Genomic DNA, 24189 nt, shown 5'->3' on the forward strand with positions numbered 1-24189 from the left:
GAACAATCAGGTGGTTCGGGTACGCGGCGCGCTGTTCGGCTCCGCTGTCGTTTGGGGCATATACGCGATGACAAGACCCGTCGACGAAGTCGTGCTGACGCTTGGTGAGTCTTATGAACACGTGCGGCAGCACTCGCGATCGACGCTCCCGGCTGCAACCGACGAGAAGTCCATCAACCTTTACGTAACGCGCCCCGCAACCTTCCGCTTCAGCGATTCGCAGTTCGGCTTCGTTACGCCGCCTGCCAGGTTCCTGAGTCTTTATGCGGATCAGCTTGGCAATGTGTCGCTTGTTACCCTATCGCCACAAATCGAAACACTGCCGCTTGACGCGTCGATCGCTATTCTCACGGACCTGCAAAAGCAGTTCCAGCGGGCGGGCTGGAAACCGTTCCAGTCTCGCGACAACCGCCCTATCGAAGACACTCAGGCAGCCCGAAATGCGATCCGGGCATGCACCGCCCCCACAACGCGCTGGCAAGCCGGTAACAAATATCAGGTTTCAGTCAATATCCGGTGCTTCGGCAGCAGAGGCCATCCAAACGACGAGCGCTATGTGATCACCTTGGACTTGAGTCCACCAGTGTTTGAAGATTCGCCTGCTCGTTGAACGAACGCTCTGCCAACAGCCACGCCATTCCCTAGCCGCACCCCTCGCAACCCGCATTGGCCATTCGGCCAGGGTCCGCTCGCGGCGTCGGCGGGTTAAACTCACGCCCTGAACAGCTAAATCAGAAAGATACCGAGGATGGGCACTCAAACCGCAGCGGCCAGCGACGTCGCACAACATACCCCGATGATGCAGCAGTATGCTCCGATATACGCACGTTTTTCGTAAAACTCGCTGATAAACAATGAGTTACACGATTTTGTATAAAGCGTAAAACAGTTTGTTTTCCACCCATTTTCCGCATTTCCATCGGACGATTTTTGGTGCATTGCACAACCGAGTGGAGTTGGCGCAGAGCGATACCCGAGCCGAGCACACCGCCAGCTCAAAAAAAGCCCCGGACAAATCGGGGCTTTGTTCATTCAGAGTGTGAGGAACAGACACTGACGCGTCATCAGCGTGTGCGGCTATCGTTCGCGTATGCTTCGACCAGTAGCCGATAGCGCGTGTCCATGGGCTCGCTGATACCGAACTGTCGACAGTAACGTCGTGTCAACAGCTGCGAGGCGCTCTGCAAGGAACGGCTTCATGCCGCCGTCCACAATGCGTATCGCGGTGCGCTCGAGGAAAAACTCAATCGCAGCTTTGTCATGTCCCTCTTCGTGCATCGCCCACCTCGAATGCCTGTGTTTTTATACAGTATGCAGGGATGAAAGAGCAAGGGCCACGCACCAAGCCGCGTAGCCCTCAATCTCGCCGATGCCATTGAAAAAATTCACACGTCTTCATCCGTCCTTGAAAACGGAACCGAGGTGCGCAATCATCATTTCCTTACCGGCGGCGGTCAGACGGTACATCGTGCCGTCCTCGTCTTTCTCAACAAAGGATTCCGCTAATCCGGCCTCGACTGCCTTCTCAATGCCCGCAGCAACGACGCGATTCGTGTCGTCGCGGTCGAACGCGAAGCGCAGACCCAGCTTCATCTCAATCTCGTGCATACCGCCGTCTTCTTCAGCGTTAGCAAGCAGACAAAGCACCACTGCTGCCGCGGGGTTGAGCGGTGCGGAAATGTTTTGCGCCACCGACCGATGCGTGTGAAAAAAGATTGGCAGGATGGCATCCAGTGCGGTGGACGCCGGAGTGTATTTTTGCTCTGCTGCGACTTCGCTCATGCTGCTTTTCCTTTGTTCTCAAGAGTGCACCGGGCTTTGACCGGGTCGACGTACAGCGTCGGCTCGCTGGTTATCGTCAATTCTCACAAGTTCTTGAGCAAAAACGGAGGAGCGAAGCTGGTCGACCGGAGGCATGCCGGCCAACTCAGCATCCGGCCACGCCTCGAGGCTTGTTTTTCAATTACGCGAACTGCAGGTCACGCTGAAATGCATCAGCTAGCGCGTCGAACGATGTACAGTCTTCATCGCTGAAGCAATTCTGCAGTGCGCAAAAATATCGGTCGTTCAGCCAATGCATCTCGCTGCCATCGCGCATCAGCTCGAGCAGTGCATCAATGTCTGCACTGTCGGCAAAAAGCTGGTCAGCGAGCCCATCGGTATCGAGCACGCCCGCTTCCGCTGCAGCTGCCAGGCTGTCGAAGAACCAGTTCAGGACAGGGGCACCGGGTTTTTGCGTGAGTGCCTCTACGCTAATCGGCGTCAACGTCTTCGAGACGTGATTCCAGCCGCCAAACTCGATAAGCGCGCTCGCGGCACGCTGACCTTCTTCGTTCTCGAACATCAGCGGCGTAGGACGCGCTGCGTAAGCTTCAATCTTTGCCATCAAATCCCCGTAGGTTGTGCCACCGGGCTCTCACCCGGGTCGGCGTCAAAGCGCCGGCACGCTGGATAACGTCAAACCTTACGAATTCTTGAGCACAAAAAAAGGGGAGCGAATGCGTGTGCTGTATTTTCCGCGAAAGTACAGTACAGCTACCACGCAAGTAGAACGCGTAGCCGCTCAATGAGCCACTGCAGCTCTTCAGGCGACACCCAGGCTTTGCCGGCAACTGCACGGCGAACGCGCCCAAGTGTCTCTTCTTGAGCGTGCCCGGGGTGCTTCTCAGCGTCAGCGCGCGCTTTGGGCAGCAACTGATGCGCGAGGTCTTCGCAAATCTCGTAGCGCTCCGCACGCTCTTCAGCTGACTGAAGGATGTATCGGCCGCGGGAAAGCACTACACCCACCTTTGTTTGCACGCCCGGCACCGTTGCTGGCATGTGCTCGTGTGGGAAGTCGTCAGGCACTGGCAGCATCAGCGGTCTCAAGGACTGACCGGGCGATAGTCACAACGTCGTCGCCGATGACGAAAGCCACGGGTGGCAGGTCGATGCGATGCTGCGTGCTATGCACGCTGGCGTAAGCAAGCCCGTTTCTGCACTCAACAGCGACGTGCAGAGATGCCCGCACTTGCGACTCCGCTGGTCCTTCCAGTCGCACCTCGTGCACATAAATCGTAAAGAGGCTAGAAACTGGAAAAGGCCCTCTCGGGTCGGGCCGATTCAGCGCACTGCGCGCACTCCGCCAACGCGGCTCTCCGTACGAGAGCGTCGTGCCCTCGCACACAACCTGCACGCTGTCGCCGGTGCCGTCGCCCAAACAAACTAAGGCATTTGTTTGCAGCGGTCCCTCGACGCGATACGCGTGCTCACTGTCGCCCGCTCGGGACGGCCGGACGCTACGCAGCTTTTCTCTGTATGCAAGAACGCTGTCGCGGTCCAGTGCGAGGTCGCTGACCGCAAGCAAGCGGAGTACATCGGCTTCGGTAATGTGCAAGACGGCCGCCGCCTCTGCTTCTGTAAAGTCAGTCATCGCCGTTGCTCGCGTGCACACGCAAAGCGAGGGCGACGGCCGCATCCGGACGCATCGGCAGCGGGTCGCGCGGCGCTACATGTACCGCCCATCCGCACAACTCGCGCACCTTGTACTTGTCAGCATCGGACAGATGCATAGTAAGCAGCGCGGCGTCGACGACCGCTTCCGCAGCCCCCTGCAGTGCGGTCATCCTCCTGCAGCATTCAAACACAGCGTCGAACGCGGCCTGCACACGCGTAGAGTCGGTATTCGCTTCAGCGCGCGCATCCCGAATCAATGCTTCATATGTCATTGCTGGAAAGCCTCCCGCACTATCTGTTCGCAACGAGCAATAACGCTGTCGGGCAGCTTCGCGAACCAGTCCCAGCTGCGCCGCTCTGACGCCGGCAGCTTGAAGTCGTTCGTAGCGATTCTGCGGACGAGAGCCGCAGCGACGAACTGTGGAATATCGAACTCCATGTCAATGCGTCGCATCGCAAGGTACCACCCTGTTCCACCCATATAGCTCCCGATGCCAATGCGCTCAACGCGGCGCGTTAATTGCACTTTTCCCATGGTAGCATAGTCGCACTTTGTTCGATGAAACAGGGGTTTTCCCACCCTTAATTGCATCATGCAACTAAGGTCAGAACTTATCGACAACATATCCACATTTATTTGAAACAAAAGAGGTTCGTTTGATGAGAAGATTTGGCGCAAGGGTCGTCGTGCAGGTTGGCGACACTAAACCGTTCATGTTGCACGAGTGCGCACCCCTGATTCAGCAAGATTCCGCGCGCGCGGAAGACCGGAAATTCGCCCGGAACCTTGTTAGCCTTAATCTGCATCAGTGCAGCAGCTGCTATGACCTGCTTTTCCGCATGTACAACCAACGCGTAGCGGAGGAGTGGGAAGCCAAGCGCTACTGTCCTACGCCCGAAATGGAGTTTCTGTGCGAACTTTTTCAGGTTTGTCTTAAGTATTCGAAGGCAACGCTATATATCGAGGCGTTGACCGGTGACGACTGAAGCGAGAATCAAGCGTTCCATAGCGTTGCGCGACGGCACTGTAGTGCTGCGCTCGGATGTCGCAAATCTCGGTAGCCCCGCTCAAGTCTCCCGAGTGCTCGCACGGCTTGTGGCTAACGGTGCGCTCGTGCGCGTGAGCCTGGGCGTGTATGCGAAAACGCGACTGAACAAATTCACGGGAAAACTGGCACCGGCTGCGCCATTTGAGTCCATAGCCGCCGAGACGTTTCAGCGCTTGGGCATTGCAGTTATGCCGGGCCGCCTCGCACGCGAATACAACGAGGGAAAGACAACGCAGATTCCTGTCGATGGTGCGGTGAGCACCGGAGCGCGACGCATAACCCGAAAGATTACGGTAGGTCGCAAGTCCGTCAAGTACGAGCGGTGACCAGCCTGTTTTCAACGTTGAAAACTGTAATGCGCCTCATCCGGTACGACACCTTTCGACGTCGAAACTCGTCACTCAGGGCACGCTGAAACACCGCGCTTACCTGCGGCGTACCGCCCAGTTCGGTTGACGCATAGCCGGTTGACAACAGCAATGCGAGCAGCCAGCCGAAGGGCTGCTCAGGCCCGTGCTACACGGCTCTCCCATCTTTTCATGCACATGGATAAAGGTGTCGCCCTAGACATCTGCATGAAAATCCCCGCCAAACGCTCCGCCCGCGCCGCTAGCCGCGTTGCTGAATCCACGTCCGAGTCGCTTTTTGTCGACAAGGCGCCGCCAGCGCCCTCTGCTGCGCAGCCCGCCACGCACTTCATCGCCTACCGTGGCCTCGGTTTGCTGCCAAACGCTCCACTCATCGCCGTGTACTCGACGGCACCGTTCGAGCCGCTTCTTGCCGACAACGAAGCCGCTGCTGCGTCGAGCAGCTACAGCGGCGAGCAGCTCTTTGTCGCCAGCGTCACGTCATCAGAGCGCGTTACTGCCTACAAAGACCTTGAGGGCAAGGAAGGCGCTGCGGTCATGTCGCAGCTGCTGGCGCTGAGCGCGCCGCATTCGCACTGGTTCCTAGTGCCGGTGCACGGCTTTGATAGCAGCCCGCTTGCCACCATGGACCATCTGCGCGCGCGCGCCACGTATGTCGCCCAGGGCGACCGGCGCCTCCGCGAGCTGCTCGCAAGCGATGCTATCGAAGAAGTCTGAGTCGACCGTTTAGAGTATTCACTCTAAATATTTTGTAAGCAAGCCCCCTGCATTGCGCCCAATGAGGCGCATTACGCAGGGGCTGTTTTCATGGGGTGCTTATACGTCGTATACAGCCCTCAGGGAGCTGTCCTTAAAACTCTCTTTCAGTGAGACACACCATGAAACGCTTTCACTACTTCGCCGGCTCGCTTGCGTGCGGTCCCTTCAAATCCGTTCGTGTTGGATTCCGCAAAAATGGCGAGGCCGAATACGAGCTAAAGGTCGGTCAAGAACGATTCGAAATCTCCGCGGATGACTACAAAGACCTCTACAACGCTTATCTGTACGACAACCTCGGCTTCGCGATGGGTATGTACGCGCGTCTGTCGCGACCCAACTGATTGAAAGCAGCATGCGGGGCTGGCCAATGCCGCCTGCCCCGCCTTTGACAACAACAGAAATATTGGACAGCAAATGACCTTCAAAGAAACCTACACGGGCGCCGACATCCTCTCGATTGTGCGCACTCACTATGCAAACAGCGATGCAGCTGACGAAGACTTGACAGCAGAACAAGTGGTTGCAAGCGGCAAGTGCTATGGCGACACGGCGATGGACATTTTGCTTTGCTTGCTGGCGAGCGAAAAGCACGACACGGAGTACGGCACGCTCGAAGAATGCTGCGATGAGTTGGCTCGCTACCCGCTGGACAAAGAAACACATACGCAATTGGGCGTTCGAGTTCGCGAATACGAGTCTGGCGCGCGGGAAGTCAGCTGGGGCTTCGGCGACGACTACGTTCATATTCACGGCATCCGCGACTTGCTCGAGCACGCTCAACTGCAGGAAGACACGATGCCCATCTGGTTCGATGATGAGTGGGTCGAGGTCTGGGACTATGACGCTAGCCTCGCTTACGGAGGCAGGTGGGTCACGAAAGCAAGCATCGAAGCGCGCGACAACGACTAACACGCAATGACACCAGGGCCGGCGATGCCGGCCCCTTGATAACAACACAAACACTGACTGCACGGAGACGCTTATGTCCCTCTTCGCTCGCCCCCTGCTTACCCGCCCCCTCCTTGTGACCAAGAACGTTCGCGACGCCTCGATGGCGGCACGTGCCGCCGGCCTCGAACTCTTCCGCTCTGGCGGTAGTGGACGCCTTACATTGCTCCTAATGAGCCGCTGTTACACCGTCGTCCCGTGCGAAGCTAGGGTTTTGGCCACGACGACCTCTTAGGGAATTGGACCCGCTCGAGCAGTTCTTGCAGCATTGCAGCGGCGACCATCACCACGGATTTTGGCGCGGTGCCTATCCGTCGCTCGAGTTTCGCCACATATTAGCGCCGCGCCTGATGCGCCGGGGGAAGGCTATCAGCCCGACGACCCTTTGGGCACGAGGAGGCTGCTGTGACGCTCGCCAAGTGGGCTACCCTCCAAGCCTCTGCACAAAGACGACCTGCCCGACTAACGCGCGCCGCTCGACGCTGCCGCACGGCTGCTCGCAACCGTCGCGCCGGAAGTCGTCGTCGACTGACTCGACCTGCATATAAGTCGAAATCCGCGCCCTAGACGAGAGAGCCAATAACAAGTCTCTCACCTTGTCGAGAACAACTGTCGTAACCCTCTAGGCGTTTTTTCATCTGTTGCGGCGGTATGGGTAAGCGTCCAGCAGACCTTCTCGGTGCTCGTCGGACATGCCTGCTTGCAGTTCGTCGAACCACTCAATCAGCTCGTCCCAGTTGTTCAGGCTGAAAACACGGGTGTTGTACCGGGCCGCAAGATTGACTTCCGGGCGTGATACCAATTCGGCCATCGGCTTGTCCATGATGAACGCATCAACGTACGGTGCGTACGTGGAGATGTGTTTGATATCAAAATACACGCCAGACAGCCTGTTCAGTGTCCGGTCGCGGCGCTGGTACGAGCCCGCCTTCACTTGTGCCTTCAAGGTTGCCCACATGTGCGACGTAAGCCATTGCGTCGGCACAGAGCGGAAGTGCTCGGACATCAGGAAGCTGACACATTGCTGCACCCGTTCCTCGGGCGACATCTCCTCTGGCATCGAACACATGCAGCCCTGCATGTATTGCGACATTATCGGAGCGTCCAAGGGCGCATCCATGTCCCCGTGCGCCAAGCGCTGCACGAGTCGAAGGTAGCTAGCCCAAAGAGCACGCGCTGCAGCATTGCATTCGGCAACGACGTCTTGCGCGAGAGTGGCTTGTGACTGGCGCCAGTTCGGGAACACTTCGTCGATGAGCCGTTCGACCGACTGCTGTTTTGCTTCAGCAATCAGCACCGGGTCGCCGTGGTACTGGCCTACGTCAATCCAAACATAGCCGTCCCATTCGAACACATGCTCTGTATCGAGCGCGTCTTCGCGCTCCAAGGCTTGTTCGACAGCACCATCGTTTCGCCAGTTTGAAAATGCACGGTAAATCTGCTTTCGCTCAACCTCGTAGGCCGCCTCGAATTCGGCGCCGCGGCTAGCCTTCTTGATGAACTCAAGCAACTCCGCGTAGGCGGGCCATTGGTGCGTCTCGTCTTCGTGAATACTCGAGTACGGAGCCACGATGAGCTGGTCTTCTGCCAGCTCGGCGATACGATTTGCCGCACGAACAAAGCGCTCGTCGCCGCCACGGAAGGCGCTCGAGAAGAAGAACTGGTCGAGATATATGACCTTTTTCTGGACGGGGGGGAGGTACACGTGCCGGCTATAACGGCAATGGCGACAGCCTCGAAGAACGCCGTTGCGGCCAACATCGACGTTGCCAAAGCAGTTCTCGCGGCGGCAGCCGGGACAGTCCCCCAGAACATATGTGACCAGCATCTTCACCCTGTCGCGAATTCTTATCAGCAGATGATACTTCGGCGGCAGCCCTGCGCTACACCGAGAACGGTCAGCCGACGCGCCTCGGAACGTTTCAGCGAGACAGCAAGAAAGAAGACGTGCTTAGCCTCAAGAAGGCTCTGGCTTCGTTGGGCACTGATGCCTACGCCGTTATGCCGAACGACATGAAGGGCAAATTCCTGAACGGAGTTTCGGCCGGCAATGTCGACATTTTCGAAAAATTCGACAAGTACATCGAAGACCAGCAAGCCGCCTCGTGCTCGGGCAGACGCTTACGTCGGGCAGTGGAAATGGCGCCGGCAGCTATGCGCTCGGCCTCGTGCACAACGAAGTGCGGATGGACATTCTGCGTTCGGATGCAAAGCAGCTTGCGTCGACCCTGCTGCGCGACCTCATCCGTCCGCTCATTGACTTCAATTTCGGCACCGAAGTGCCGATGCCCGTAGTTCGCTTCGCGGCAGACGAAGGCGAAGACTTGGTGGCACTGACCACCGTGCTATCGCTGACCGTGCCGTTGGGCATCGGCGTGCCGCAGAAATCGGCTCGCGACAAGTTCGGCATCCCTGCGCCAGAGGGTGATGAGCCGTTGCTGGCAGCTATGGCGGCTGCCGCCGCAGCGGCAACGCCGAAAGACGGCAAGCCACTCCCGCCGCTCAGACCGAAGCAAGGGAAGGGACTGACATCATGAGCGCTGCCGGTTTCTGGCGCGCTCCTCCTTAGAACGCTCGACCGCTTCTTCAACCTGCTGGTCAATGACGCCAGCCGCGTCCAAAATGAAGCTATCGTAGAAAGCAATTTCGTCGTAGAGGCGGTCGTACGATATCAGCGCTGTGCGGCCGTCTTTTGTTTGTCGAATCTTCCCAGTCCGTTTGCGCCAGCCGACGAAAGGCAACGCGTCGTACTTCGGTCGCCAGGTCGCGCTCATCTCAGCGTGCTTATTGCTCAGGTAGCGAGATAGTGGCTCGCCATCCTCGACATCGGGCGGAACGTTCGCGAACAGGTCTTTCCACCATTGGGCTTCCTTCAGTACATCCGGTACAGGTTTTCCGAACCCGCGCACGGTGTAGTCCGTCACCTTATCCAGATGCGAAATCCATTCGTCGAGCGCGTCTCCGTAGTATTCGCCAGCGTTTCGCGCGAGTTGCGGCCGCGCTGCGTTGAGCGAGTTGGCAATCGGCTGAGTCATGTAGAGGTCGACACGTCCCTGCTGCCACGAGGCCGGGGCATGCTTTGCTACGCGCTCGGGGACAACGATTTTCAGACCGTGACTTCGCGTTTTGGTATCCAGCCGCAAGAACAACTCGCAAGCCAATTCGTGATAGAGAGCCGCGACCGGAAACAGGATGTTCTCTCGAGACAGGCCGACGTGGTAAGCCTCGTTCCGATACTTGTGGCAAAGCCCCACGAAGTTGGCCTCTATCTCGGAGAGCCGGTTTTCGGCGCGGACGAATCTAACCTTTTCGTCGAATCGATTGCCCAGCACTCGCGCTTTCGACGCGCGGCTGTAGCGTTGTGGAGCGTCGGGAGATGCCATCATGCCGGCCCAGCCGAAGCGACTCTCGCAGTATCGATGCAGCATCAGCTCGATAACGTTGTCGACAAGAATCAACGCAAGGCGATTGCCAACGTCGGTGCCGACTCGCATTTCTTCGGCAGCGCGGTCCAGCTGCTCTACGTAAGTCGTCAAGGTCTTCACAGCGGTCGTTTTTCGTCGAAGACTACATATAGTACTCGGGCTGCAGTCCCGAAAACTCGTTCTTTCGAACAAGTCCTGGGCGTAGTAACTGATTCGACGGCCGATGCAGCGGCCGTTTTTCTTTGCGCGCTACACGGTGGAAACGGAGGCTCTCATGCGAAACATCTTGTTTCCACCCGACACCGCAGGCATGGCGTTGCTCGCAGCGCACTGGGCGCTGTTCATTAGCGTCATGATTCTGTCCGCAAAATACGTCTTCTGGCGCCGACGTCGCAAGGCGCTGTATCGCGCCCTACATCCGTATCGAGGCCCACACCTGTACTGGTCGCAACGGCTCGGCGGTGGCTTCAGAATCGGCATGCGTATAAAGTGACCCGCTATATCTCTTGTTTACAGCAAGAGACCCACGTATACTTTACGCATGCTCCAAACCATCCTTGAAAATCGCGACTTGCTCCTGACGCTCGGTTTTCTCACTGCGCTCTTCGGCTTCGCGTTCCCGACCACCTTCGGCAACGGGAACGCAGAGTTCTACGCGCAGCTCGAGCAGCAAGGCAAGTAAAACGCTACTCGCCTCGTAGAGCCTCGTCCTATTGGCGAGGCTTTTGTTCGCCCATCGAATAGTATTTATCAATTAAACGTCACCAACGATGTAACCATTCAAGCAGACTACCTTCGTAAAGCGTCTCAAAAAATGCATTAAGCGTTGTGTGACGGCCGCCGGAAGCGAGACGACTTTTTCAAGGTGCCTATAGGCTGTATGCAGATGTTCTGCATCGGTGCGACGGCATCGTCAACTATCGCCCTTCGGATACCTCGCCGAAGGGCGACGGAATGGAAGGGCAAAACCTCGAGGTGTTTCAATATGGCATTCAATCCGCTGGTATCGCTCCCGCTGTTCACGCAGTTTGCAATTTTGGCCACAATCGGCTTCTTCTCAACTGAGATTACTCGCCGAACGCTAGTACTGCACCGTCAGGGCTTCTTCAGACTGGTCCCCAACCTGGCAGTCGTCGTTGCAACTGCGTTCGTCGCGTATGCACTCGCCGGCCCGGTGGTAGCAGCAGTAGCCGCCGCCTGCTCGCTAAACGTCTTGATGATGGTCGCCGGTGTCCGTCGGGGTGTCGTTGAACGACGTCAGCACCTCGCGAACTTGGATGCGTTTTATAAGGCTCTTTTCGCACGAAACAACTGATTTTTGATTCCAAAGCCCACTTCGGTGGGCTTTTTCTTGGCTTCACGGCTTAAAGAAAATCGGCACATGGTCGATAACCAAATGCGAACAATGCCTTCGACGGGCACACCTCTTTATTTCGATTTGAAGAACGTTTATGTCAGTCTTGGAATTCCGGCGGAAAGCCACAACACAGTTGCACAGCGAGGTTGACGCGTTGGCGCGCGAGGAATCTTCGCTCGACTTCGCACCGGATGAATGGGGAGTCGACGAGCAAGGATTTTACGTCGCATCAGACGACGACTGGCGGGGTATGGAGGCTCATTTTGCACGATACGGGCACAGGATTAACAGGTGTTCGCCGCTCGACAGCTATAAGAACGGGATGCGGTACTTGGGCGGATTCCTGTCTAAAATCGGCTACCTTCGTGAGCACCCGTGGCACTACCAGCTTTTTACAAAAGATTGGACGGAGGACGAGCACGCGTACCTGCGAGCCGTGGCCGATGGCGACATCGAGCGGGTCTTCGAATTAGTGTCGAAAACCCGCTTTCTCGGCGAGATTGGGAGAAAGATGCGCTTGCCCGAGGGATGCGCGCTGACAAACTGAATTGATTGCTGCTTAGGTGTACGAGTGGTTTCTAGGTTTTTTATATGGCGTTGCTAGACGCCATATAAAAATATCTAACCTCACTTCTCGACTCGACTCGGACGCATCTTCGACGTTTATGATGAGCTTCCGCGATACGTCCCCGATGCTCTATCAAATAGAACCCGAGTTCGAGCTCGAGAGCCGCAAACTCGTCTTTTGTTCGCATCCGTCGAGGCAATCAAAGCCCCTGACTATCACCGACGCGTACTTCTAGAACTTCCGGCATTGACGCACATGATGAGAGCCCGCGAAAGCAGGCTCCCAAAAATCACGCATAGCTACGCTGTCATTTTTTGCCTGCATCCGTGAATGCAAGCAACCTCAAATGTCGAACAATTGTCCGATAGCTTCCCCGTCCAAGTTCCAGCCGCACGTTTGTCGGCCCCAGTTTTCGCCGCTGCCGTTGTAATGCTACGCAAGCGCAGACTACATCTGCTGCGGACACCGCTTTTCTTCCTCTCATTGATGACCTCAATCACGAAGCGCCGAGTCCCATGACCGGGCACATCTCGTGTAGTCACCAGCGAAATTGGTAATCGAAACTGCGTGCGAAGCAACTGGAATTCATCCATTCTGGATGCCATTACATCACGATAGAGTTCGCCGATATGGAAGCAACACCCTTTGATACAAGCTCGCCCGGAGTTCGCACCGTTCTGCATATGTCACCCGCCGTGATGGCGGCAGCAGTCCTGTCGGCTCAGAAATGCGGCTTGAACTTGCGCGAATGGCTCGACCGCGCCGTAACGAGCCTCATCGCGGACGACCATCCCGAAGGCGCAGCACCGTGGTCCGTGCAGGCGGCGGATTTGTTTGCACAGGTGGCCAACTGTTCGCCGGAACTATTGCATGGACGGTGGGCGGCGCTGCTCGAACTCGTGCGACTAGACCGCTCGCTGTGGCACGAGCCGACGCAGACCGTCGGCGAAATCGAGGACGGAGAACCGTTGAGTGAGCCGTACCTGTCGCCGGCTCGACTGCGAAAAGCATGGCCAAGACTGGTCGGACAGGTGTTTTGCCTGTGACGGGTCGGTGGGAAAATGGTGAGGTAAGCCCCGACGAAGCTTCGATAAATCTATGGGTTTGGGTATGGCGGCGGCGGGTGTAACAACATGTGGTCGGCTTGGAGCCGAAGTTCCATGCCTGAACCGATGCTCGAAACGCTATAGCCTCATTCGGCTAGCGCCTTCAGCAAGGCGTCGCGCGCATCTTGATAGAGCTCGATGTCAAGCTTTGTCGCCATATCGTCCGACAGTTCGAAAAGTTGTCGACGACAAGACACCGGCAGCAAGAGCGACTGGGCGCCCTTCTCGACCGCGATTTCCGCGAACGTGACTGCATTGTGAATCGGTTCAACGGTGCCACCCAGCGTCACTTCCCCAACGACAATCAAACCGCCACGAACCGACTTCCGCAGTAACGCGCCTGCCAGAGCAACCGACACGGTTGCCCAGCATGACTGCTCAGCGCACACATCATTCGTAACTGGTCGTTGTGAGCAAGCAGCCTATCGATGGCAACAGGCTGTGGTCAACATATTCCAACCCGCACGTCGATTTCGATGGGCGCAAAGTCCGAGCCGATGTCCGTTCCGTCACTGAAGGCACCAGTCGTGATGGAGAGCCGTTTCTCAATAGCAGGCTGGTCGGTTAGTTACTGGCATGCGTCTCGATGTGGGTCAACGAGTCGGAAGGCTTGGCGATGGCTCAGCGCTGGCATCCATCCAGCGTCTAGAACGGGATGTCATCATCGTCCGGTGCAGGTTCTCTTGGCTGCATCGTGACCGGTTCTGCGCTACCGACCCCTGCTCCACTAAGCGCTTGCTCGAGAGCCGTCTCAACCGCATCAATGCGCTCCTTGCAGACCTTATATGCGGCAACCGACTCCGTAACGATAGTCAGCAGGTCGTCGATGTTTGGCTCCTGTTGATTACGCAGAGTTTCGGCGTGCTTTTGCAGCACCCCATACGCTTGCTTGAAAGATTTCTCGCTCATCTGTTCGCAATCCTTATTTGACCCGGACGGCTACACGCCCGTTCCTGAACTCGATTTCCAACCCATCGCCTGATTTTGCATCGGTTGCAGAGGTAACAGGCTTACCCTCCTCACCTCGCACAATTGCAAAACCGCGCCCCAACGTTTTCTCAGGTCCTTGCCCAGCCACTTCACGAAAAAGCGCCGTCGCGGCCGTTAGCGCGCCAGCAACTATTTGTCGTGCCGACACCGTAACATCCTGCAGGCCTTGCTCCACCGATTCTCGGCTTCTACGAACATCCAACGATGTACGGTCATGAATTGCTTCAAGCCGGGTCGTCGCGAGTACTCGTGCCGTGCTCACAACATTGCTGGCCTCTGCCTTTATTTCTGAGAACATGCCTGGCACGTCGCGGTTTGCCATCGCCAGCAACTGGTAGGCGTCATGCCGGACATCCGTCACCAATTTCCTCGCATCGTGTTTTGCGTCATGAACCGTGCTGGTTGCCCCGAGTTGAAGTTCACCCATCAATTCGGACGCGGTCTGTTTCGCGGTCGCAATCTGCCTGAATGCACCGGAATGTATGGCTGAGAAGTCTCTATCGAGTACGGCGCTTGAGGCGTTTGCAACTCTTGTTGCCTGCGTAGTCAACAGTTCAAAATTCGCTTTGGCTTCATCAACCCTTTTTTTGATAGCCTGCTCTATGCCCGCGGCCACCTTACTGGGCGTATCGAACCGGATGTTTGCAACCTCATCGAGAATGGTGTTGTCACGCTCATGGCCCACCCCGGTCAAAACAGGAATTTTCAGGCTGCAAATGCACTTGGCCAACTCATAATCGTTCAGCCAAGCCAGGTCATTGACGGCTCCCCCTCCCCGGATAATTGCCACAGCATCGGGGCGCGGATAATCTGAGTCGCTCCAGTTCTCCAGAGCATCTAGCAGTGCAGCTCGTATTTCCAGAGCGGCCCCCTCGCCCTGGAAGCGACTGGAGGCGTAGACAAACCGACAGATAGCGAAGCGCTCGAGGCGATTGGCTTCGGCCTGGAAGTCACCGAGCCCGGCAGCGCCCTTCGGAGCAACGACAAGAACAGCGTTGAAATCCCACGGCACCGGCAGCTTTTTGTTGGCGTCGAATATTCCCTCTTGCTGAAGCCGCGTTCGGATTTCCCTCTTCCTCGCCTCGAGGTCGCCCAGCGTGTACTCGGGGTCGATGGCATCAATCTCAATACTGAAGCCGTACTGCGGCTTAAAGGCCGGCTTTGCCCTGACCAAAAGTTTGATGCCGGAAGCGATGCTGGCACCTGTGGCTCGTTCGAATTCAGGGAGAATTTTGTTTGCAACATTGGCCCAGATGGTCGCTCTGGCTGATGCTAATACACCGCCTTCAGGTGTCCGCTCAGAAAGCTCAAGATAGACATGGCCGTTTTTGGTTCGGGCCTCAACAACTTCCACGATGGTCCAGACGCCGGATTTGAATGCCTGAGCAACCGCTTGCGCGACGCCGGCAAGTAGCTGCGAGAGCGTGACGCCTTTCTTCGATAACGCGACTCCCCGGCCAGCAACCTCGATGGCAGGCGCCAGCTCAGAAGAAGGAGCGGAAACAGGACTTGCGGACATCAGTGACGTAGGCAACCAAGCAGTGAACAGTGCCACTTCTGTACCCTCAGGTACATACCATTTGCGGGCGCCAGCATCCCATCGGGCGCCGAGCGCCTTGGCTTCATCTTTCTCTTTAAAAGGGACTTCGAGATAGGTTGTCACAAGACGAGGGCCGATGTTTATAGGCTTAGTCGGAAATACGCTCTAGCGCCAGATTGTCCTCAATCTTACCGCTTCCGCGGGGCTGTTTCAGCGGAACGAATTTGGGAACACAAAATCTATTCCCGTTGACCGAAATACGGTACTTCGGGTGTCACGAGTCGGGACTCTGACTCCTCCGTGCTTTCCGGTTCAGCCCCAGCCACGCTCTCGTCCTCTTGCTCGACCAGCCCCAGCGCTGCTGCCAAAGCCCCTTCCGGCACCCGACACTCCGGGCAAAAGACGGCGATTTCCTTTTCATCGAGTATGCGCATTGATGCGAGCCACGGCTGCGACACGTCTTCGAACTCGCCTGTGTACAACGTGTAATGAGGCTGCGTTCTGTCTACTGGCTTCCGGCAATCCGAGCACGTTGCGACCAAATGAAGTGGCTGGTATAGCGGATGAAGGCCTTGTGTAATCTGCTCCTCCATTGCCTCCCAACATTCCTGCCCGCAAAAAGCCATCTCTTGAAGTTCATGTAAGACGGTAATGGCTTTGGTCTCGCCTTCGATAGACACTTTCTGAGTGCGGCTGTAGAAACAGTGCATGCGAGAGCCGACCTTCTCCCCGCACACCTGGCAGCGGCCTAGGTCCATAGCGCTATCTCTTTCCTGTAGGGCTCACAGAGCTTCAACTCATCGCACTTGCGCCGGCGCCGCGAAGCACTCTTTCGACAATGTCTTTGCCCTTCAATACTTCGAGCCACTTCAAAGGTATGCCGCGGTAGCCGTACAAAAGCCCCGCCAGGCCTCCCGCAATGCAGGCAGTCGTATCGGTATCATTGCCCAGCATCACGGCCCGGCGTACACATGACTCGTAGTCGGTGGTTGCCAGCAGACAGTCAATCGATGACCACAGGCTGTCGACAACATAACCTGAGCCCCGTGTCGGCTCTGCTCGAGCGCTCAATACTAACTGAGCTTCCCGCTCGTTCTGGGTAATCGTAAATCTGCGCCGAAACTCATCTTCAGCGTGGCTGACTGCCTCCTTTGCCACCAACCCATTAAGAATCCCCGCGCCTATGAGCGCATATAGCGCGCAGCACAACTGCGAGCGTGCGTGCCCGTGGGTCAAAACACCCTGCCGCATCGCCAATTCGATAAGATGGTCCGTCGATTTGGCGACGAAGACAACCGGCAGGCAGCGCATAAGCGCCCCGTTCCCATTGTCCCGCTCTCCGGCTGGCCCCGCGTGATTCGCAACGGTGCCGCTTCTTTTTAGAGTACCGAGGGCGCGCCGCGTCTGAATCCCCACATCAAAAACCTTGCCGTCAGGAGTCATGTGCCCGTCCTCGTACCACGCAATCAATTGCCCGGCGAAATCGACGAAGTCCAGGGACCCGTTACGGTTGAGGCTGTCGAACAGACAAAGCGCCTGTGCGCCGTCGTCGCTCCACGTACCGACGGGAACGCCGGCATGGGCGCGTCGAAACTCCCGCGGCGGTTCCATCTCGATTTCATCCTCTGCAGGTATCTCAGAGGCATCGTGGAACTCGTACGGTACACCGAGCGCATCCCCGACCAGGAGGCCGTAGAGACCTCCGCGCACGCGGTCCAGGCGTTCCTCACTATTGTTGGTCATATGGTTCCCCGTAGATGGTATGCGGCATTAGATGACGTTGACGCGGATGCCGGGTTGGCACATAACATGTGGCACGCAAGGGCCGCTCAGTGTGCTATACCGCGGATGGCTTCGCTTCGTAAGCTTTGTCGAAAATCGCTTCCAAAGCAGGATGCACACCGCGCAGCCCAGCTACCACCGCCTTGGCCCAGTCGAAATACTCGCGCTTTCGCTCAACCGACCAGTCTGCCGGAGGTGAAGCGGCAATATCGCGGAGGTTGCAGATTTTGTCAGCAAGCTTCACGAGCTTCGCTTTCCCGCTAATGTGAGCTGCGTGTTCGACCTGCAAGCGCTTGCGTTCCGCCTTGGGCAGCCCCTTGTCGTCAGTCACCTCGGCGACAATTTCAGCGACCTCCCGGCCAAACTGGGCAACCAGTTCCTCCAGTGAAGTCTCTGTGTCTTCAATCGTGTCGTGAAGAATCGCGGCGATGAGAACAACCTCGTCGCCCACGTCGCCTTCATTCGCCAATGCATCGGCCAGCGCGATGGGATGGTTGATGTACGGCGATGAGTCGGCATCTTTCCGCCGCTGATTCCGGTGCTTGTATGCAGCGAATGCTGTCGCCTTGATGAGCATGTTCATAGGTTGGCTTTCTTCTTTTTGATTAAAGCAGCGACCCCTAGGGCAGTCAGGAGCCGGCCTGGTCGTCGACCGAAACCGTTTATGGCTGCAGACTCACGCGACCCTTTGTCTCAAAACCGGTCGAGTCGTAATAGCTCCCACCTGCGAACCGCGGCTCGAGTGAATTCAACACGCTTATGGCGCTTTCTGCGGTCACCTCGGACAGACGCTCCGGCGGTATAGGCGCGCGATACCATCTGCCAGAACGACTGAAAGACTCATACTCGATGAAGAAACGCAGCCAGACGGTGGAACAGCGCGTGCATTTGCTCAGCGTCACATCGCCATAGTTGCTGTTCGTCGTATCGACCCCGCTGAATATTATTTCGGGGTTGACGGGACCGCCCGCTGCTTCGAAACACTCACAGCCTGTTGGATGCACTGATTGCATGATTGCTACTTTCCCTTGTTATCTTGCTCGCCCGAAGCGTCGAGCTTGCCCGGGTGAGATGCTACCCATAGTCTCCGTATCGCTCGACGATATGGGAAACACCTGACCGCTCTTCGCGCACCCACGCAGCACGTCGAATGCGATAGCCTCCCCGACTGTCATCAAGCCCGGTTCGCGCCCTCCCCTGCAGCCAAGGCTTGCGCTGCCATCTGATGGCGTCACCGCTCCGCGTCGGCAGGACCATGCCATTGTCCCCAAGCGCATCGAGATGATGGCGAATCAGCCGCGCGTTCGGGACGTGATGCCGAGCACCTCCAACTGGCGGATGACTTTGGAGTTGACATCCACTTTTCGGCGCTGCGCTCGGTCGGCAGGATGCACAGGATGGACTCATCGAGCTGCCGGTACATCGCTGTGGTCTCTCGCAACTGGTTGTGCGTGCCCACACTGGTCGTCCGCCGCAGCGGGGGCGTCGATACCGTACTCGGACAGACGTATGGGTCGGCCCGCACAAAGGCCGCCATACACGGCGACCATCGCGAGCGTGTCGCGTTTGCAGTATTCGAGCAAGCGTCCCCGCAGCTCTAGGCGTTCCAGTGCTGAGCTACTCGCGTCGACAGCAGCCCACCACGCCCGCTGTGCCGCTCCACCGTCTGCCACGCCGTTCAGCGACGTATATTCCAGTTCCGGGCAGAGCGTCGGCACGACCTGCTTGATGGAAAAAGAACCTTTCATCGCGGGATGATAGTAGCCGCTGCGTACTACCTGCAGCAGGTCAAGCAGGCGACGCATGATTGCCTGAAGTTCGGCTCTGCACTCCGGGACCAGTTCGCATAGCTCCCTTAGCCGTGTGCGCTCGAAGGTCGAATAGACAATGACAGGCCCCTCGGTTCCGACCGTCTCAATGAGCGAACGCACAAACTCTCGTGCCGGCAGCTCGCCGGACAGGTCGAGAAATTCGTGGTGAGTCAGAATTCCCGGTGCCGTCTCGACATGACAGGACCACTGAAAGGGAATCTGCTGATACGGGTGCGTCCCTGCCCAGAGCGGCACGGACGACGACATCGTTTCGAAATCGAGGAAGTAGCGCGGGTACGGTCGCGTTCGCAGGAATTGCTGCGCCGAAGGCGCGATATACGGGACGCCCTCTCGCGACGCACGCAGAATGAGCAGGTTACGCGCGCTTCCCAAGGCAGTTTCGGGGACCTCCAGCGCATTGGTGTAACCGGCCTGTCGTAGCTTGCGCGCGGCGATTCGATGAAATATCTCCACCGGGAATTCGGCCGGAGGCGGCTCCTGACTGCGGCAGTATGAGATGAACGGGCAATCGTACGGACTCGAGCAATGTTCGCCCGTGCGAATATCAGGTTTGTCCCGAGCCAGCATGGCCTGCAGTTGCCCGACGATGCCATCGACGCTCACCTTCAACTGCGCGACTTTCGCTGTGACGTCTAACTCGCGCAGCAGGCCGGCGTAGTTCTCTCCACCAGCGTAGACGAACTGGTTGTTCGTGTACGCAAGGGTGACCCGTCGCACTGGATAGCCTGCGCCTTCTGCCACCCACGCCTGAAGAGCACAGTCGAGATAGAAGTACGCCTTGTCCGAGGTCGCCGCCTTCACCTCAATCATGTGCCAGCCGTCGAGGTATGGGGCAAACCCATCTGCTCTTGAGACGACGTCCCGGTACGAGAAAGCAGCCTCGTAGACGACCGTACCATTTGCCGATGCACGTGCAAGCGCTGCCGGCGTCTCGTCAAGCGCCCTCACAATGTCGCGCTCGTGGCCGACAAGCTCTCCCGGCCCCATCAGTTCACGTGCGCGGTCACCGAAGAGGTGCCCCATCCGGAAGATGTGCTCGCTCTCAGGTGAAACGTGAGCCAACTCTCGCTCGTGCATCTCCAGCCAGAGCCGCTTGTGGCACTGCAGGCCGGACATGATTTTTGACTTGGACAGGCGGTAGATTCGGGTCATTGGCCCAACGTTTCCTTTCGTGAAGGAAGCGCGCATTGGTCGCAAAGCACGCATATCCTGTGGCGCACTCCCGTAAGCGTGCCGGGTGCGCCGCAAAGTTCGCAGGTGCGCAGGCTTCGTTCGCGCGCTCCATCCACGAGCGTCTCCGCGGCCTCAGTAGTGGGCCCCGCGAGGTACACCCGAAGTGAGCCAAGCTTTTGCTTAACCTGCTCAACCGCGATGGGCTCATCGCTTGATTCGCGCGCGATTTGCTCGAGCCCAGTTGCAAGGTCCGCAATAATCGCCTTCCAGCCCGGCGCGCACTCGAAGCGCTCGCCTCTCGGCAGACGCGATTCCAGCTTCCGAAAAATGAGCGGATGCGCGAGGATGATTTGGCGTTCGTCATCAAGATTCATTCATGCACTCCCCGTATTTGACGTAGGCCCCAAAGTCAGCAGCTACGATAGAGCAGCCTGTCGCGATGACAGTTTCCAGTGCGTCGGCGTCTTGCCGTCCGGGGTCCCTTTTGCGTTGCAACGGACGACACTGAAAGTGTTCTCCACGGGCAGTCCAACCCACACAATCTCACCGAAATCTTCGAACGAATCGAGAACAGCGCGAAACGCGGCGCTTTGTCTCGTCGCGCTGGAAATCGGGTTCAGCGGCGACATCAGCACAAGCCGCGGGCGCACGTTCGGGTTGCGGTCAAATGCGGGCTTCATAGCCCGGTACTGGGCGAGCTTCGAACGCATCTGTTTCGTGTCCCAGTTCCCCACGCCTTTCGCCTCCAGCAGCAGCAGATGGGTGATAGCTGGCGCGTTGGCAGGACGCTCGGTGAAGCACATCACAAAGTCTGCATCCTGCTGCCGGCCAGTAACTGGAAATGCGCCAGACTCACCAGCCAAGAGCGGAAGTGGCTCGTCTGGGCGCAGTTCGTCGCTCATCAGGGCCGCATACAGCCAGTCGAGGTGAAAATCCATCGCGCAAAACACCTTTTCCGTCGTGACCTCGATTCCGCACTTCGCGAGAACCTCGCCAAGGAAGTCATCGTGTGGCACGAATTTGACGCCCAGCACGCGCTGGATGAGAGCGAAGCGCTCTTTGGCGTTGAACCTGCCAAGCTTGTACTCAAGGCTTTCAGCTGGAAAGCTTACTGATTGGTCTGTCATTTCTTGTATTAGTCTAGTGCAGCATTGGAAGAGTCGGCGCTTAGATGTCAGGGACGCAGCTCGGAAGCTCAACACCATAGATTCTACCGATATAGAGGACATTTTCTGCCCAGTACACTCCTAGCCCCTTGGTTGAATGAATCTCAGCAAGCTCAGCGTCAGTGACCCGCGCCAGATGACAACGGCCGAACTCGCTAAATGCCGGACACTCGTTCTAATGCCAAAGCCATTGCAATGCCTCACAATGAGCGCAGGGATAGCTCAACGTCACCAGCCGTCACGTCAGTATTCAACCTGGCGCCTTCGGACAGCAGAATTCTGATGCCGTAATCAAGCGGCATAGTCATGCAATGGCAGTCAGTTCTCTTAATCATTTTTGTCGCGTTGGCTGCGGGTGGGAACGAACTTACGTGGCCAGCGCCTCTTGCCGGCGTGATACACCTCGTCGAACAGAGACCAGTCCGCGGGGGATTCGTCGCGATGTCCCGCAGATTGCAAATCTTGTCGGCGAGCTCGGCGAGCTTCGCACGGCAACTGACCATGAGGCATCCCCATACAAGGTTGACAACGTCGCTTACGCGATTATTTGACGCTTCTCCAAATGAGGGCAGATAGTTGGTTTCCAGTACCGATAGTCCGGAAATGGCTGTCCCGGGTCTTGTCTTCTCGCGGGTTGTACTCCCCGACGCGAGCGAAATGAGCATCCCGACCAACCTGTTTGCCCGTCGAATCCGTCTCGATACTGCCAATAACCTTAAAATGGTCGTCTCGCAGATATTCTGTGCTCATTCAAGCCCCGTAGTTGGTGACGTATTGTTGCGCTCGCGTTGGTCGCAAACGGGGACCCCGTTGCGCACCCGAGCCAGTCTACGTCTCAGCTGGGACATTTCATGTCTCGAAACAAGTGGAATCAGAAATTCTCGGGCCACCGCTCCCAGAAGCACGGTTCGTCGTGGTGCGAGTTCTTCATCGCGTTCTCAAGGGGCACACCTTAGGACTTGAACGTCGTCGAAGCGCATGGTGCCGTCCGGGTACTCGAAGAATGCCTGCACCTTCCAGTACTCTGCGTCGCCTTCGTCAAACGGCACGTCGATGAAGACCGCACCGGCGTATGAGTGCGTCACCGTTTCCGACGCATATGGCCGGCACTCGCGCCAAGGTGCGTACTGGGCATCGAACCACTGCAAAACGCATTTTCGACTGTCCAGTTCCGCGTAATCCTTGAAGTTCGGCCGGTCCGCCAGGTCAAAAATCGAGATAGAGCACGTCTCGCTACAGCTTTCGTGCAATGGCGTCGATGTGTCCGAGTAATGCCGGCATTTCCCTTCCCCCCAATTGTTATGCCCAAGTTTTCACGGCTTTGGTACATCTCCGTCCATGGGCAGCACGGCCTTACCTGTCTGTGCGGGGACCAGGATACCTGCGCCCAAATATGGACAGCCGAAACCGTCCCGAACATCAATAATTGCATGCAACCGGGACAATTAACGTCTCGCGCTAGATGAGACACAAGACGTCCCGAATCTTCCGTACAATCACAAAGAGACGGACCTGAAAGCAAGGTACGCCCGCCAACCTCGAAAGAACGAACGCGATGCCCTCCAGCCTCGATGAAGTAATCCTGCGAGTCCTGCCGACCGAAAGAGACGCAGTGCCTTGGATGTCCACACCGGAAGTTCGCCGTCAGCTGGAAGAGCGTGGGCATCGTGTGGGGTACACAAAGAAGGTACAGCGGCATCTGACCAAGCTGCAAGACAAGGACAAATTGGTCTTGTCGACCGAGAACGGGCGCGAGTTGCTGTGGCAGAGAAAACCTTGGCTGCAAGGGACACGCGAAGGCGTTAGCCTGATGAGCGCGTCCGAAGCAGTTGCCTTTCACGTCCTGCAGCAGTTTGCGGGCAACAAGCTTCCCAGCGCCGTCACCAAGGACATCCAGCCACTTTTTCAGGCTGCGGAAGTTCGTCTTTCGCAGGAAAGGGCGGATAGCCGGGTGTACCGTGCATGGCCCGACAAAATTGACTCGGTCGACGGCACGTTCTCACTCATTCGACCGAAGCTGCGTCCGGAAATCTTCCAGACCGTCGCGACTGCAACCTTTTTTGAGCGCGAGTTGCTCGTGCAATACCGCCCTGCTTACAAGGGTGAACAGGCTGAAGAGCCGAAGGCAAAGCCACTGTGGCCTCTCGCGCTGGTCGAGTCAGGAGGCGTCATGTATATGGTGGCACAAGACCCGACTCGGCCGCCGCAGCCGGAGAGAGGTCGGAACGAATGGATGCGCACGCTTTATCGACTGGACCGAATTGGGTCGGCTACTGAGTCAGGAAAGAGCTTCGCCTATCCTGAAGACTTCAAATTGCGCAAGTACATCGAGACAGAACAAGCGTTTAACTTTCTCACGGAAGCGCCCGTGCGGCTCGAATTGGCGTTTGATGGCAATGCTGGTAACCACCTCAAAGAGTCACCCATGGCAAAGGACCAGGAAATCGAGACCTTGCCAGACGGACGCCTGAAGGTTTCCGGCACGGTAATTCCGAGTCTGAAGCTCCGGTGGTGGCTTCGCTCGATTGGCGCCGCTGTTGAAATTGTGGCGCCAAAATCGCTTCGTCAAGAATTCGCCGCGGACTACCTCAAGCTGGCGAACAGGTATCGTTAGGACGAGGACCACGTTGGGTTGCGAATCGGAGCATGCCAGCGTGACAAGACTCCTGTTCGACACCATTGTTTTTTTCG

27 protein-coding genes and 1 pseudogene are annotated in these 24189 nt (G+C 57.2%); 12 read left to right on the forward strand and 16 right to left on the reverse strand.

All coding sequences use genetic code 11. From position 1 onward, the window contains the following. Positions 1-10: 10 nt before the first annotated feature. Positions 11-610, forward strand: a complete 600-nt coding sequence (locus AB6809_RS10810) for a flagellar biosynthesis sigma factor (RefSeq protein ID WP_371026610.1) — start codon at positions 11-13, stop codon at positions 608-610. Positions 611-1395: 785 nt separating this feature from the next. Here the strand turns inward: AB6809_RS10810 and AB6809_RS10815 are convergent. The 5 genes from AB6809_RS10815 to AB6809_RS10835 all read right to left on the reverse strand — a co-directional run bounded on the left by AB6809_RS10815 (position 1396) and on the right by AB6809_RS10835 (position 3970). After that, positions 1396-1782, reverse strand: coding sequence for a hypothetical protein (locus tag AB6809_RS10815; RefSeq protein ID WP_035570426.1), 387 nt, complete (start codon positions 1780-1782; stop codon positions 1396-1398). Positions 1783-1963: 181 nt separating this feature from the next. Beyond that, positions 1964-2386, reverse strand: coding sequence for a hypothetical protein (locus AB6809_RS10820; RefSeq protein ID WP_371026611.1), 423 nt, complete (start codon positions 2384-2386; stop codon positions 1964-1966). 453 nt (positions 2387-2839) lie between these two features. Continuing rightward, on the reverse strand, positions 2840-3412 hold the full coding sequence (locus AB6809_RS10825; protein ID WP_244814116.1) for a hypothetical protein: 573 nt from the start codon (positions 3410-3412) through the stop codon (positions 2840-2842). Further along, positions 3405-3605: a hypothetical protein gene (locus tag AB6809_RS10830; protein WP_371026612.1), complete on the reverse strand. Its 201-nt coding sequence runs from the start codon at positions 3603-3605 to the stop codon at positions 3405-3407. Before AB6809_RS10830 ends, AB6809_RS10825 begins: the two co-directional genes overlap by 8 nt. A 98-nt stretch (positions 3606-3703) precedes the next feature. Continuing rightward, on the reverse strand, positions 3704-3970 hold the full coding sequence (locus AB6809_RS10835) for a hypothetical protein (protein ID WP_244814118.1): 267 nt from the start codon (positions 3968-3970) through the stop codon (positions 3704-3706). A 441-nt stretch (positions 3971-4411) separates the two neighbouring features. On the opposite strand from AB6809_RS10835, the gene AB6809_RS10840 reads away from it, so the two are divergent. The 4 genes from AB6809_RS10840 (at position 4412) to AB6809_RS10855 (ending at position 6520) form a co-directional block, all read left to right on the forward strand. Then, on the forward strand, positions 4412-4810 hold the full coding sequence (locus tag AB6809_RS10840) for a DUF6088 family protein (RefSeq protein WP_244814119.1): 399 nt from the start codon (positions 4412-4414) through the stop codon (positions 4808-4810). Between the two features lie 249 nt (positions 4811-5059). Continuing rightward, positions 5060-5569 (forward strand): hypothetical protein, encoded by a 510-nt coding sequence (locus AB6809_RS10845; protein ID WP_371026613.1) that lies wholly within the window; start codon positions 5060-5062, stop codon positions 5567-5569. Positions 5570-5730: 161 nt separating this feature from the next. Then, the gene (locus AB6809_RS10850; protein ID WP_244814121.1) at positions 5731-5952 is read left to right on the forward strand and encodes a hypothetical protein; all 222 of its coding nucleotides are present in this window, start codon (positions 5731-5733) and stop codon (positions 5950-5952) included. A 73-nt stretch (positions 5953-6025) separates the two neighbouring features. Beyond that, positions 6026-6520 carry a hypothetical protein gene (locus AB6809_RS10855; RefSeq protein WP_244814122.1) on the forward strand — a complete coding sequence of 165 codons (495 nt, stop codon included), beginning with the start codon at positions 6026-6028 and terminating at the stop codon, positions 6518-6520. 673 nt (positions 6521-7193) lie between these two features. Here the strand turns inward: AB6809_RS10855 and AB6809_RS10860 are convergent. Then, the gene (locus AB6809_RS10860; RefSeq protein ID WP_244814123.1) at positions 7194-8393 is read right to left on the reverse strand and encodes a hypothetical protein; all 1200 of its coding nucleotides are present in this window, start codon (positions 8391-8393) and stop codon (positions 7194-7196) included. A gap of 113 nt (positions 8394-8506) precedes the next feature. Here AB6809_RS10860 and AB6809_RS10865 point away from each other — a divergent pair. Further along, positions 8507-9096, forward strand: a pseudogene (locus AB6809_RS10865) (DUF935 family protein). Here the strand turns inward: AB6809_RS10865 and AB6809_RS10870 are convergent. Then, complete coding sequence (locus tag AB6809_RS10870; RefSeq protein ID WP_371026614.1) at positions 9091-10104, reverse strand: hypothetical protein; 1014 nt, start codon at positions 10102-10104, stop codon at positions 9091-9093. The pseudogene AB6809_RS10865 and the gene AB6809_RS10870 sit on opposite strands and share 6 nt — an antisense overlap. 154 nt (positions 10105-10258) lie before the next feature. On the opposite strand from AB6809_RS10870, the gene AB6809_RS10875 reads away from it, so the two are divergent. The 5 genes from AB6809_RS10875 to AB6809_RS10895 all read left to right on the forward strand — a co-directional run bounded on the left by AB6809_RS10875 (position 10259) and on the right by AB6809_RS10895 (position 12955). Beyond that, complete coding sequence (locus tag AB6809_RS10875; RefSeq protein ID WP_244814126.1) at positions 10259-10477, forward strand: hypothetical protein; 219 nt, start codon at positions 10259-10261, stop codon at positions 10475-10477. A gap of 48 nt (positions 10478-10525) precedes the next feature. Continuing rightward, positions 10526-10666 (forward strand): hypothetical protein, encoded by a 141-nt coding sequence (locus tag AB6809_RS10880; protein ID WP_244814127.1) that lies wholly within the window; start codon positions 10526-10528, stop codon positions 10664-10666. Positions 10667-10969: 303 nt separating this feature from the next. Then, the gene (locus AB6809_RS10885; protein WP_371026615.1) at positions 10970-11299 is read left to right on the forward strand and encodes a hypothetical protein; all 330 of its coding nucleotides are present in this window, start codon (positions 10970-10972) and stop codon (positions 11297-11299) included. 136 nt (positions 11300-11435) lie between these two features. Then, a complete protein-coding gene (locus AB6809_RS10890) occupies positions 11436-11888 on the forward strand; it encodes a hypothetical protein (RefSeq protein ID WP_371026616.1) in 453 nt (150 codons plus the stop codon). Between the two features lie 755 nt (positions 11889-12643). Beyond that, positions 12644-12955 (forward strand): hypothetical protein, encoded by a 312-nt coding sequence (locus AB6809_RS10895; protein WP_371026617.1) that lies wholly within the window; start codon positions 12644-12646, stop codon positions 12953-12955. Between the two features lie 146 nt (positions 12956-13101). Here AB6809_RS10895 and AB6809_RS10900 read toward each other — a convergent pair whose 3' ends face one another. The 9 genes from AB6809_RS10900 to AB6809_RS10940 all read right to left on the reverse strand — a co-directional run bounded on the left by AB6809_RS10900 (position 13102) and on the right by AB6809_RS10940 (position 21459). Beyond that, positions 13102-13374, reverse strand: coding sequence for a S16 family serine protease (locus tag AB6809_RS10900; protein ID WP_244814131.1), 273 nt, complete (start codon positions 13372-13374; stop codon positions 13102-13104). Positions 13375-13660: 286 nt separating this feature from the next. After that, a complete protein-coding gene (xseB, locus tag AB6809_RS10905) occupies positions 13661-13924 on the reverse strand; it encodes an exodeoxyribonuclease VII small subunit (protein ID WP_371026618.1) in 264 nt (87 codons plus the stop codon). Between the two features lie 13 nt (positions 13925-13937). After that, a complete protein-coding gene (gene xseA, locus AB6809_RS10910) occupies positions 13938-15668 on the reverse strand; it encodes an exodeoxyribonuclease VII large subunit (protein WP_371026619.1) in 1731 nt (576 codons plus the stop codon). 116 nt (positions 15669-15784) lie between these two features. Continuing rightward, positions 15785-16303: a hypothetical protein gene (locus AB6809_RS10915; RefSeq protein WP_371026620.1), complete on the reverse strand. Its 519-nt coding sequence runs from the start codon at positions 16301-16303 to the stop codon at positions 15785-15787. 34 nt (positions 16304-16337) lie between these two features. Further along, positions 16338-17288: an ADP-ribosylglycohydrolase family protein gene (locus AB6809_RS10920; protein ID WP_371026621.1), complete on the reverse strand. Its 951-nt coding sequence runs from the start codon at positions 17286-17288 to the stop codon at positions 16338-16340. A gap of 94 nt (positions 17289-17382) precedes the next feature. Next, complete coding sequence (locus tag AB6809_RS10925) at positions 17383-17910, reverse strand: HD domain-containing protein (RefSeq protein WP_371026622.1); 528 nt, start codon at positions 17908-17910, stop codon at positions 17383-17385. A gap of 820 nt (positions 17911-18730) precedes the next feature. Then, entirely contained in the window at positions 18731-20311 is a 1581-nt protein-coding gene (locus AB6809_RS10930; RefSeq protein ID WP_371026623.1) for a DUF2779 domain-containing protein, read from the reverse strand. Then, positions 20308-20706: a hypothetical protein gene (locus tag AB6809_RS10935; RefSeq protein WP_371026624.1), complete on the reverse strand. Its 399-nt coding sequence runs from the start codon at positions 20704-20706 to the stop codon at positions 20308-20310. Before AB6809_RS10935 ends, AB6809_RS10930 begins: the two co-directional genes overlap by 4 nt. 42 nt (positions 20707-20748) lie before the next feature. After that, positions 20749-21459, reverse strand: coding sequence for a hypothetical protein (locus AB6809_RS10940; RefSeq protein ID WP_244814140.1), 711 nt, complete (start codon positions 21457-21459; stop codon positions 20749-20751). 1660 nt (positions 21460-23119) lie between these two features. On the opposite strand from AB6809_RS10940, the gene AB6809_RS10945 reads away from it, so the two are divergent. Further along, on the forward strand, positions 23120-24112 hold the full coding sequence (locus tag AB6809_RS10945) for a helix-turn-helix transcriptional regulator (RefSeq protein WP_370653304.1): 993 nt from the start codon (positions 23120-23122) through the stop codon (positions 24110-24112). Positions 24113-24189 lie beyond the last annotated feature (77 nt).

It is taken from the genome of Paraburkholderia sp. RCC_158 (assembly GCF_041355255.1).
In the GTDB taxonomy this organism is placed as follows: domain Bacteria; phylum Pseudomonadota; class Gammaproteobacteria; order Burkholderiales; family Burkholderiaceae; genus Paraburkholderia; species Paraburkholderia graminis.

Bases quoted from the DNA above. Each gene is read 5' to 3' on its own strand.
- AB6809_RS10815 (WP_035570426.1), bottom strand. From the start codon at position 1,782: ATGAGCGAAGTCGCAGCAGAGCAAAAATACACTCCGGCGTCCACCGCA.
- AB6809_RS10820 (WP_371026611.1), bottom strand. From the start codon at position 2,386: ATGGCAAAGATTGAAGCTTACGCAGCGCGTCCTACGCCGCTGATGTTC.
- AB6809_RS10825 (WP_244814116.1), bottom strand. From the start codon at position 3,412: ATGACTGACTTTACAGAAGCAGAGGCGGCGGCCGTCTTGCACATTACC.
- AB6809_RS10830 (WP_371026612.1), bottom strand. From the start codon at position 3,605: ATGACCGCACTGCAGGGGGCTGCGGAAGCGGTCGTCGACGCCGCGCTG.
- AB6809_RS10835 (WP_244814118.1), bottom strand. From the start codon at position 3,970: ATGGGAAAAGTGCAATTAACGCGCCGCGTTGAGCGCATTGGCATCGGG.
- AB6809_RS10845 (WP_371026613.1), top strand. From the start codon at position 5,060: ATGAAAATCCCCGCCAAACGCTCCGCCCGCGCCGCTAGCCGCGTTGCT.
- AB6809_RS10850 (WP_244814121.1), top strand. From the start codon at position 5,731: ATGAAACGCTTTCACTACTTCGCCGGCTCGCTTGCGTGCGGTCCCTTC.
- AB6809_RS10855 (WP_244814122.1), top strand. From the start codon at position 6,026: ATGACCTTCAAAGAAACCTACACGGGCGCCGACATCCTCTCGATTGTG.
- AB6809_RS10875 (WP_244814126.1), top strand. From the start codon at position 10,259: ATGCGAAACATCTTGTTTCCACCCGACACCGCAGGCATGGCGTTGCTC.
- AB6809_RS10880 (WP_244814127.1), top strand. From the start codon at position 10,526: ATGCTCCAAACCATCCTTGAAAATCGCGACTTGCTCCTGACGCTCGGT.
- AB6809_RS10885 (WP_371026615.1), top strand. From the start codon at position 10,970: ATGGCATTCAATCCGCTGGTATCGCTCCCGCTGTTCACGCAGTTTGCA.
- AB6809_RS10890 (WP_371026616.1), top strand. From the start codon at position 11,436: ATGTCAGTCTTGGAATTCCGGCGGAAAGCCACAACACAGTTGCACAGC.
- xseB (WP_371026618.1), bottom strand. From the start codon at position 13,924: ATGAGCGAGAAATCTTTCAAGCAAGCGTATGGGGTGCTGCAAAAGCAC.
- AB6809_RS10915 (WP_371026620.1), bottom strand. From the start codon at position 16,303: ATGGACCTAGGCCGCTGCCAGGTGTGCGGGGAGAAGGTCGGCTCTCGC.
- AB6809_RS10920 (WP_371026621.1), bottom strand. From the start codon at position 17,288: ATGACCAACAATAGTGAGGAACGCCTGGACCGCGTGCGCGGAGGTCTC.
- AB6809_RS10925 (WP_371026622.1), bottom strand. From the start codon at position 17,910: ATGAACATGCTCATCAAGGCGACAGCATTCGCTGCATACAAGCACCGG.
- AB6809_RS10930 (WP_371026623.1), bottom strand. From the start codon at position 20,311: ATGACCCGAATCTACCGCCTGTCCAAGTCAAAAATCATGTCCGGCCTG.
- AB6809_RS10935 (WP_371026624.1), bottom strand. From the start codon at position 20,706: ATGAATCTTGATGACGAACGCCAAATCATCCTCGCGCATCCGCTCATT.
- AB6809_RS10940 (WP_244814140.1), bottom strand. From the start codon at position 21,459: ATGACAGACCAATCAGTAAGCTTTCCAGCTGAAAGCCTTGAGTACAAG.
- AB6809_RS10945 (WP_370653304.1), top strand. From the start codon at position 23,120: ATGTCCACACCGGAAGTTCGCCGTCAGCTGGAAGAGCGTGGGCATCGT.